The sequence below is a fragment of the Micromonospora sp. NPDC050200 genome (assembly GCF_040656135.1).
Lineage (GTDB): Bacteria > Actinomycetota > Actinomycetes > Mycobacteriales > Micromonosporaceae > Micromonospora.
Map to the genome: position 1 here is coordinate 1 of NZ_JBFALG010000122.1, position 8,034 is coordinate 8,034.

An 8,034-nucleotide genomic window follows, 5' to 3' on the forward strand; every position below is an offset into this window, starting at 1 on the left:
CGCAGCAGGGCACCCTTACCCGCCTTGTCCAGGGTCTCGTACTCAGCCAGGACCCGCGCCTTATAGGCGGCGGTGTACGTCCTGGACCGGGGCTTTGCCGGCACCTCGGGGTCGGGTACCGGATCATCCGATGTCACGGGGAATGGTTCTCCTTGCACGCCCTCACGGGTCAAAGTTTCAGCAGGCTAACCTGCCTTCCCCAAGGCTGACACAGAGGGGTTGCAGGTTGGCGGTTCCGAACGGTGCTTCGTGCGCTGACGGCCGGCCCGTTGCCGGCGCTCGCACCATGCCCTCCGTGTCGGCCAGGACGCATCAGATCCTGCGGGAGAGTTGTCGGAGTGTCCGCATGTCGGATCGGCGTACGTCTCATGACCGTCTTCGCCGATGCGGTTGGCTGGCCATGTCTGCGCGGTGACCTTGTGTCTGCCAGCAGCGCGCACCGATGAGGTTTTCGCGCAGCGCCCGTCTGTACGTATGAGATCGACTTACGAGAGGCTGGCATGATGCGGAAACTGACCTTCGGCATGAATGTGACCCTGGACGGCTACATCGCCGCGCCCGGCGACGACCTCGGCTGGAGTGGCGGTGAGGGACCGGACTCGTCGCCGAGCGACGAGCTGTTCCAGTGGTGGTCCGACCGGGTGGGGGCGACGGGCCTGGCGCTGTATGGGCGCAAGCTGTGGGAGGCGATGAGTTCCCACTGGCCGACCGCCGACCAGCAGCCCGGCGCCACACAGGCGGAAATCGAGTACGCCCGCCGCTGGCGGGACATGCCGAAGGTGGTGTTCTCGTCGACGACCAGCACGGTCGACTGGAACACCCGCCTGGTCACCGGCGACGCGGTCACCGAGATCACCCGGCTCAAGACAGAGGACGCCGGCCCGATGGACATCGGCGGCGCGACGCTCGCCGGGGCGGCCATGCGGGCCGGGCTGATCGACGAGTACATGCTGGTCACCGTGCCGGTCCTGGTGGGCGGCGGCACGCCGTTCTTCACCGCGCTGGACAGCTGGGTGAACCTGAACCTCGTGGAGACGCGGACATTTCCCGGCGGCGTCGTGCTGACCCGATACGAGACGAGGCGATGAGCACGGGCCAGTTGCTCGGTTCGTGAGGCCGGGTCGAAATCCTTCCTGACGTTCTTCGGGCATCAAGATGCCCCGCCGGCAACGCCGGCGGGGCGGTGGTGTTCGCGTTGTCGCGTTGGTGTTCAGCTGGTCGGGGTGCTCATTCCGCGGTGACTTCGGTGACGCCGGCCCGTGGCGCTGGACTCGTCGACGACGGGGACTTGTCTGATCACAGTGTCGGGGGCAGGTCCAGCCATGGTTTGTCGGTGGCGTCGAATCCGGTGAGCTCAGCGATCTTCCCGTCGACGATGTGCAGGACCGCGATGTTGAACAACCGGTACTCCGGGTCGTCAGGGGTGCGGAGGTACAGCGCGGCGGCGGGCATGCGGTTGACCGTCGTGGCGATACAGCGCCAGTCGTCGTAGCCGGGCTGGAAGAGCCCACCGGAGACCCAGCCGTCCACCGCGTCCTTGGCCGTGATGACCGAGGTGCCCGCCTCGGGCAGCATCACGAAGCGCAGGTCGTCGCGCAGCAGGGACATCAGCCCGTCGAGGTCGTTGCGCTCATGGGCGTCGATGTACGACTTCACCACGCCGCGCTCGTCATTCGACAGCTCGTGGGCGGCGGGGCTCCGCCAGTCGAGGCGGCGGTCGGGCAGCTGCTCGCGCATCGTCACGCGCGCCCGCTGCAGCGCGCTGGTCACCGATGCGATGGTCAGATCGAGGGCGTCGGCGGCCTTCGACGCCGGCCAGCCGACGACGTCGCGCAGGATGAACACCGCCCGCTGCCGCGGCGGCAGGTGCTGGACGGCGACGATGAACGCCAGCTCGATCGTCTCCCGCGCCACCACCGATTCCTGCGGGTCCTCGGGGAGCATCCGGTCGGGGTACGGCTGCAGGTACAGCACCTCGGAGCCGGAGTCCGACAGCCCGGACGGTACGGGTGTGCGGTCATTGCGCTTCTCCAGGAAGTCAAGGCAGACGTTCGTCGCGATCCGGTACAGCCAGGTCCGCAGCGCAGCGTGGCCCTTGAACGACTCCCGCTTGTTCCACGCTCGCAGGAACGTCTCCTGCGTCATGTCCTGGGCGTCCTCGTAGTTCGCAAGCATCCGGTAGCAGTGCACCTGCAGCTCACGCCGGTGGCGCTCCGTGATGAGCGCAAACCGTGCCGTATCGCCTGAGCGAACCACCGCGATGAACGAGGCCTCGTCAGCGCCCAGCGGTCTAGCGTCGGTCATGGTCACCAATCCTTCCACCGGTGCGAGGGGGCTACCAGAACCGACGACGTGGCGGAAGAATTCTGATCGGTGAAGCCGCTGACACCGGGCCGTTCGTCAGGGCGGATGGGTCGGGTCGATCCAGGGTAGGTGCTCCAGGTCAGACACAGGCCGCCGTAGTACCCGATGAACACCTCGTCCAGGACCCACATCAGCATCACCCGGGCCAGAAACTTGCCTTTCCACCACGCCATCGTCACCGGGCTAGCAACTTCACGCGGCCGGCGGAAACACCCAAACGAGGTGAGGCCAAATCAGAGTGCCGCACTTCGCAGCGACCGGCGAGTGGGCCAAATCAAGATACCGCCCGACCCCGCAACCCAGACACCGGGGCCACTTCAGAATGCCGAACCGGGGCCATTTCAACTTGCCGAAATCAGGCAGGACGCATGCCGGATGAGAGCCACACCAAATTGCGGTGGGCAGCCGCGATAGGAGCGATCCCGCCGGTCACCTCGACCAAGCCTGGCCGGGCTGCGGTCGTACCGCCAGTCAACATGTAGCAGCGATCCCGGCGCGTTCCGCGCCCGTACATCGAGCCAACGCGAGGATGCCCCCAGCCGCTCGGCCGGGGGCATCCTTAAACGTCTACTCGAACGCGAAACTGGCCTCTACGATCAGTGATCGGCCGGTCGCGCTGCGCGTTTGCAGTTCTGTGACGTGCCCCCGGCAGGATTCGAACCTGCGACACACGGTTTAGGAAGGGAGTAGCGGCTGCGCGGCCATCCCTCGTCCTACCAGGGCATACACCCGACGTCCCCTCAGCGATGCGCTTGATCATTCCGGGAATGTTCCGGATCTTGTCCCATCCGAGGGGTGACCTCGTCAGCATGAGCGTCGTAGCAAGGTCCATGCTTACTCTGCCGGTTCGGGCCACGTGATGCGGAGGCGAGTGGGATGGGGCCCAGGTCCCGTGTAGCGCGCGCTACCCAGCGTGCCGCTTAACGCGCAGGAGGTCGAACCGGTCGGAGCAAGGTAGAACATCGTGTAGGTCAGCTGTGTCGCTGTGTCAGAGAAGGTTGAGATGACCACGGTGCTGCCTTCGGGAAACAGCCTTGGCCGCATGACGTACCCGTCGAGGGAGGCTGGTTGCCCATTAGGGTTCTGCTTGTTCAAAGCCTCGCTCGCCCGGTCCCGGTCGGCGGGAGTGGCACAGAAACGGTCTGGCCTGCTGGACGTGACCTCCGTGGGTACGCCAGCCTGGCGGAGCTTGGTTGCGAGCCCGCCCACATTCTGTAGTTGTTCCCACCGCACGGTGAGTTCCACGGACCCATCGGGCTTTGCGGTGACCGCGTATGCCGCCGTAGCCCCGTTCGGTTCGCCGTTCCAGAGCATCGACATGGCAAGGGTGACCGCAACGGCCGCGCCGCCGCCGAACGCGATCCGCCGACGCCATACCGGCCGGGTGGTGCCGCGCTGCCCCTCCGGCAATCGACGCGACAGTTCGGCGTTAACGTCGTGCGGTGTCGCGAGGATGCCGGTCAGCATCATTTGGGCCTGGGTTGACTGCGGATCAACGCGCCAACCGGCGGCGGGATCTGCGGCGCGCAACGACCGATCGCTCATCATCTTGATCCTCCTTCGTTTGCGAATGAAGTAAACGGGGCGTCCGCCGTCTTTCTGCCCTTTACGGGAGCCAAAGCGGCCGCCAGCCGCCTCCGGGCGCGATACAAGCGAACCTTGTACGCAGCGCGGCTGCACCCCATCACCATGGCGGCAGCGTCGGCGTCGAGGCCCTCCCAAGCGGCTAACCGCAGTGCCTCTTGGTCACGCTCGGGGAGTTCGGCGAGCGCCCGGCGCACTCTTACCTGGTCGACCACCACGTCGGCGTGGTCGGCCATCACCATCTCGGCACTTTCGCCAATCCGGGCAGCCAACCTCGCCTGCCGGCTTCGACCCCGGATCTCGTTGCCGATCACGTGACGCGTCGTCGCATACAGCCAGGGCAGCGGGTCGGTGACCGGCACGTCGGCCAACCGCCGCCAGGCGACGAGAAACGCTTCGTTGACAACGTCGGACGCCCGGTCCTGTCCCACGCGGCGTGCCGCGTATCGCATGACGGCGCCGTAATGTCGCTGGAACAACTCCACGAATCTTGCCCGGTCGTCTTCCATGCCTACTCTGTTTCCAGGTCATGCACCGGGGTTACAGCCCTCCAGGAGCTTGCAACCTCGATTGCGTGCTCTCGTGGATCGTGCAGCACCTCAACCGTGATGCGATGCGGTTGTCCAGGTCTCGAAATCCTGACTACGCCAGTACAGCCGACCGACCCGGCCGATGCCGGCCGGAGGTCGCCAGCAGGCCAGGTCGTGTCGGCACACCGGAGCCGAACAGAACCACCGAAGTTCGCTGGTGGGCACGCTTGCCGCTGTCGCCGCACTGGTGGGCATCCGGCATCCTCGGCGGCATTGTCGTGCAGTGGTAGCCCCCGGCTAACGTGTCGCCATCCCGTCGCCGTCGACCCGCCCTTCTGGGGAGCGGGCCGCCGCCCGGCCCGCCACGTCAAGCGGACCTTGACGGTTCGTACGGACGCTGGCGGGCCGGGCGGTGGTCTGCTCGGCTTGCCCGGGTCGGCGGTGGCGGGATAGCTCCCCCGCAGCTGCCCACGGACCGTGACCCGCCGACGAAGCCCCGGCCATCCTGGAGCCGGAGCGCCCCCGCCGGAGGCGCAGTAGCCGCAACCCCGCGAGCACCGCCAGTTCGACCGACGTGGCCGGCGTGCGCTCCCTCACGCCGCGCGGGCTCGTGGCCGCGCGGCCCGGCCGGCTGCCGGGCCACGGCCCAACCGGGAAACGGCCTGTCGTCATACGGCGGCCCTCCGGGGTTTCCCGCTCTCCGCGCCAGCCGCCGGGCGTGTTGCGTGGCCGGCGTGGAGCGACAGCGGAGCGCCGGACGCGCGCCCAGGCGGCGGCGCGTGCGGCCCGTTGCGGGCCGCCTTGAAGGCGTACAGAAACTTTGCACAACATCGCCGGCAGTCCGGCCGCACCGTCGCCGGATCGTTCTAACGACGGAGGATGGTGCGGTGCCCAGGTGCTCCGTAGGCTGTCGCTATGGCCGCCCTCGTCGATGCTGCTCGGGAGATTGCTCGACTCAAGCTTGAGGCTGCGTTGCCTCGCCGCTGGAGTCACGTCCAGGCCGTAGCCGCGAAGGCTCAACAGGTGTGCGATGCCGTACCCCCTGAGGACCGCGACGTCCTTGTCGCATCGGCCTGGCTACATGATGTGGGCTACAGCCCTGACCTAGTGGACACCGGCTTTCACTCGCTGGACGGTGCCCGATGGCTCAGGCGGGAGAACGTTCACGAGCGCATTGCGGCGTTCGTGGCTCACCACTCCTGCGCCTGGCTGGAGGCGGAGGAACGCGGGTTGGGTCACGTCCTGGCCGACGAGTTCCCGCGCGAGGAGTCGCCCGTGACCGACGCGCTCTGCTTCTCGGACATGACAACGGGACCGGACGGCCAAGACTTCGAAGTACTCGACAGGCTCGCCGAAATCCGGTCGCGCTATGGACCTGATCACCTGGTCACCTGCTTCATCACACGCGCTGAGCCGGAAATCGTTGCCGCAGTACGGCGCACTCAGGGCAGGCTTGCCGGCTTCGCATCTCAGCCGATGTAGGGCTCGCTGCGTTCCTCGTAGCCATGCTTGATGCGGAGCATCGTCGACGGATGAACCGAGAGGCGTCCCAGCTCCTCACGCGTCACCCACCGCACATCGGACGACTCCTCGCTCGGCGTCGGTTCGCCAGACAGTGGCCGCGCTCGGAAGCAGAGCGAGAACTGCTGCCGTACCTCGCCGTCGGTGTACTCGACGACGTGCGCCGGGTCGGAGTACACCCCAACCACGCCCGTAACCTCGACGACTACGCCGGTTTCCTCACGAGTCTCACGTACGGCCGTCTCGGCCACGTACTCGCCGACTTCTTGCCCCCCGCTGGGCAGCGACCACAGGCCGTTGTCAGTGCGCTTGATGAGTAGCAGCCGGCCCTGTTCGTCGGTGACGAAGACAGACACGGCAACAACGATGCTGTTGGCTGCTGGGGCGTCCGGGTCGTGGTAGTGCTCGGTCCTCGCCATAGCTCTAGGCTGCCACCTCCTTGACCCAAGCCGGGTCTGAGGCGGACATGACGCGGTCGAAGCTGTCGGCGTAGGTGCCGAAGAGATCGCCGCCGGCCAGCTTTCGGAGGTGCATGACAGGCGCGTGCGGTGCGGGGAACCCGAGCACGTGCGCGTTGACGAGCATCTCCTCGTCGAATCGGTAGATCGAGTTGTACAGAGTCGTCCGGTGATGGCGCACCTCGACCCCCTTCACACCCTGCAAGCGGTCGTAGTACTGCATCACGTTGCGAATCTTCGCCGCCATGACGTCGGGGGCGCCTTCTTCGATGCTCCTTCGCTTGACTGCGTCGGAGTCGGGATCGCCCAGCAGTATGCGAATCTTGACGCCGGCTGCGGCCTTCTCCTTGAGCGTGTCGATCAGCTTGGGCTCCTGCTCGACCAGGAACAGCCCGGCATAGGCCAAGACGTCGATGTGGCGCTCAGCCCTGTTGATCAGCCGGTGCCAAAGATCATTAGGCACTGCGATACGACGGGAGTAGAGCTGGATGAGCTCCGACTGACCGATCCGGGCGGCTTTCTCGGGCGAGACCGCGTCCGGCCAGAGGTATTCCTCGCCTTCACGAACGATTGCGGCGATGGCATGCCGGTAACGCGGATACGGTATCCGGTCCTGGGTGACCCACCGCTCGACCGTCTTCGGGTCGACGTCGAGCCTTTCCGCCACGCTCGCCGGCGTCAGGCCGTTTCGCAGGAACGCATCGCGCAGACGGTGATTCGGCATCGGTACCCCCTAGGGACGTCTGGGACGACTCCAATATAGCGGAGACGTCCCTAGATGTACAGGAGGTCGGTGAGGTCGTCACTGCGATTCGAGAACTATATGGACAGAGGCCAAGAGCAAATGTCCGCCGGGGACAGGCTCAACCACCGGCCAGACACAGGAGGTCTGTTGTGAAGCTGTACGTGGACACCACGAGCAAGCAGGTGACGGCGTCGAAGGACCCGGAGCCGAAGAACGACCAGAACGGCAACCAGAAGTCCGAGAAGAACACGGGCCGGCTCATGTGGTCCACCCAGGTCTTCGTGCTCGACGAGAACGGCGGGGAGGTCATCACCATCACGACGGCGGGTGAGAAGCCGAGCGTGAAGGTGGGTGACTTCCTGGCGGTCGAGCAGTTGGAGGCCATTCCGTGGGCGACCAACGGGCGTAACGGCGTCGCGTTCCGGGCGGTTTCGCTGAAGCCGAAGACTGGTTCTCCGGCCAAGTAGGTCCATCGCACGACGTGCTGTGTTAGCCACTGGTGTCCGTGGCAACCCGTAGCGGCCTGACGGTCCGCTGAAACCCACTGTTACGGGTCCGGGAGTGTTCCTGACTCCTACATTCCCGGCCTGGTCGCCATCTGTGGTGGCGACAACAAGGAAATTGGCCCGGGGTCGGTACTGACTCCTACATCTGCCGACCCCGGTGCCGTCCAACTCATCCGACCCAATGTTCTTGGGAGGACTCGTCGTGTCCAAGTCTAGCCCTCGCCGCTTCGCCGGCAAGTCAACCGGAACGGTGACGGTCATCGAGGCCAAGGTTCACCGTTCCTCTGCGCGTAACGCCAAGATGGCGTTCATCCTGACGGCGGTCA

9 protein-coding genes are annotated in these 8,034 nt (G+C 66.0%); 3 read left to right on the top strand and 6 right to left on the bottom strand.

What is annotated here, in order from left to right; translation table 11 throughout:
- Window positions 1-503: 503 nt before the first annotated feature.
- Complete coding sequence (locus AB0I41_RS34170; RefSeq protein ID WP_357115309.1) at window positions 504-1,088, top strand: dihydrofolate reductase family protein; 585 nt, start codon at window positions 504-506, stop codon at window positions 1,086-1,088.
- Between the two features lie 208 nt (window positions 1,089-1,296).
- Here AB0I41_RS34170 and AB0I41_RS34175 read toward each other — a convergent pair whose 3' ends face one another.
- From AB0I41_RS34175 to AB0I41_RS34190, 4 genes are all read right to left on the bottom strand, one after another.
- On the bottom strand, window positions 1,297-2,304 hold the full coding sequence (locus tag AB0I41_RS34175) for an RNA polymerase subunit sigma-70 (RefSeq protein WP_357115311.1): 1,008 nt from the start codon (window positions 2,302-2,304) through the stop codon (window positions 1,297-1,299).
- Window positions 2,305-2,306: 2 nt separating this feature from the next.
- Window positions 2,307-2,543, bottom strand: a complete 237-nt coding sequence (locus AB0I41_RS34180) for a hypothetical protein (protein WP_357115313.1) — start codon at window positions 2,541-2,543, stop codon at window positions 2,307-2,309.
- A 655-nt stretch (window positions 2,544-3,198) separates the two neighbouring features.
- A complete protein-coding gene (locus tag AB0I41_RS34185) occupies window positions 3,199-3,912 on the bottom strand; it encodes a hypothetical protein (protein WP_357115315.1) in 714 nt (237 codons plus the stop codon).
- The gene (locus AB0I41_RS34190; RefSeq protein ID WP_357115317.1) at window positions 3,909-4,457 is read right to left on the bottom strand and encodes a sigma-70 family RNA polymerase sigma factor; all 549 of its coding nucleotides are present in this window, start codon (window positions 4,455-4,457) and stop codon (window positions 3,909-3,911) included. Before AB0I41_RS34190 ends, AB0I41_RS34185 begins: the two co-directional genes overlap by 4 nt.
- A gap of 936 nt (window positions 4,458-5,393) precedes the next feature.
- On the opposite strand from AB0I41_RS34190, the gene AB0I41_RS34195 reads away from it, so the two are divergent.
- Entirely contained in the window at window positions 5,394-5,960 is a 567-nt protein-coding gene (locus AB0I41_RS34195; RefSeq protein ID WP_357115319.1) for an HD domain-containing protein, read from the top strand.
- Here the strand turns inward: AB0I41_RS34195 and AB0I41_RS34200 are convergent.
- Together AB0I41_RS34200 and AB0I41_RS34205 are read right to left on the bottom strand one after the other, a co-directional pair.
- Window positions 5,948-6,418 carry an NUDIX domain-containing protein gene (locus tag AB0I41_RS34200; RefSeq protein WP_357115321.1) on the bottom strand — a complete coding sequence of 157 codons (471 nt, stop codon included), beginning with the start codon at window positions 6,416-6,418 and terminating at the stop codon, window positions 5,948-5,950. The two genes, AB0I41_RS34195 and AB0I41_RS34200, sit on opposite strands and share 13 nt — an antisense overlap.
- A 4-nt stretch (window positions 6,419-6,422) precedes the next feature.
- Window positions 6,423-7,181: an XRE family transcriptional regulator gene (locus tag AB0I41_RS34205; RefSeq protein ID WP_357115323.1), complete on the bottom strand. Its 759-nt coding sequence runs from the start codon at window positions 7,179-7,181 to the stop codon at window positions 6,423-6,425.
- A gap of 170 nt (window positions 7,182-7,351) precedes the next feature.
- Here AB0I41_RS34205 and AB0I41_RS34210 point away from each other — a divergent pair, with 170 nt between their 5' ends.
- Window positions 7,352-7,669: a hypothetical protein gene (locus tag AB0I41_RS34210; protein ID WP_088951025.1), complete on the top strand. Its 318-nt coding sequence runs from the start codon at window positions 7,352-7,354 to the stop codon at window positions 7,667-7,669.
- The last annotated feature ends 365 nt before the right edge of the window (window positions 7,670-8,034 follow it).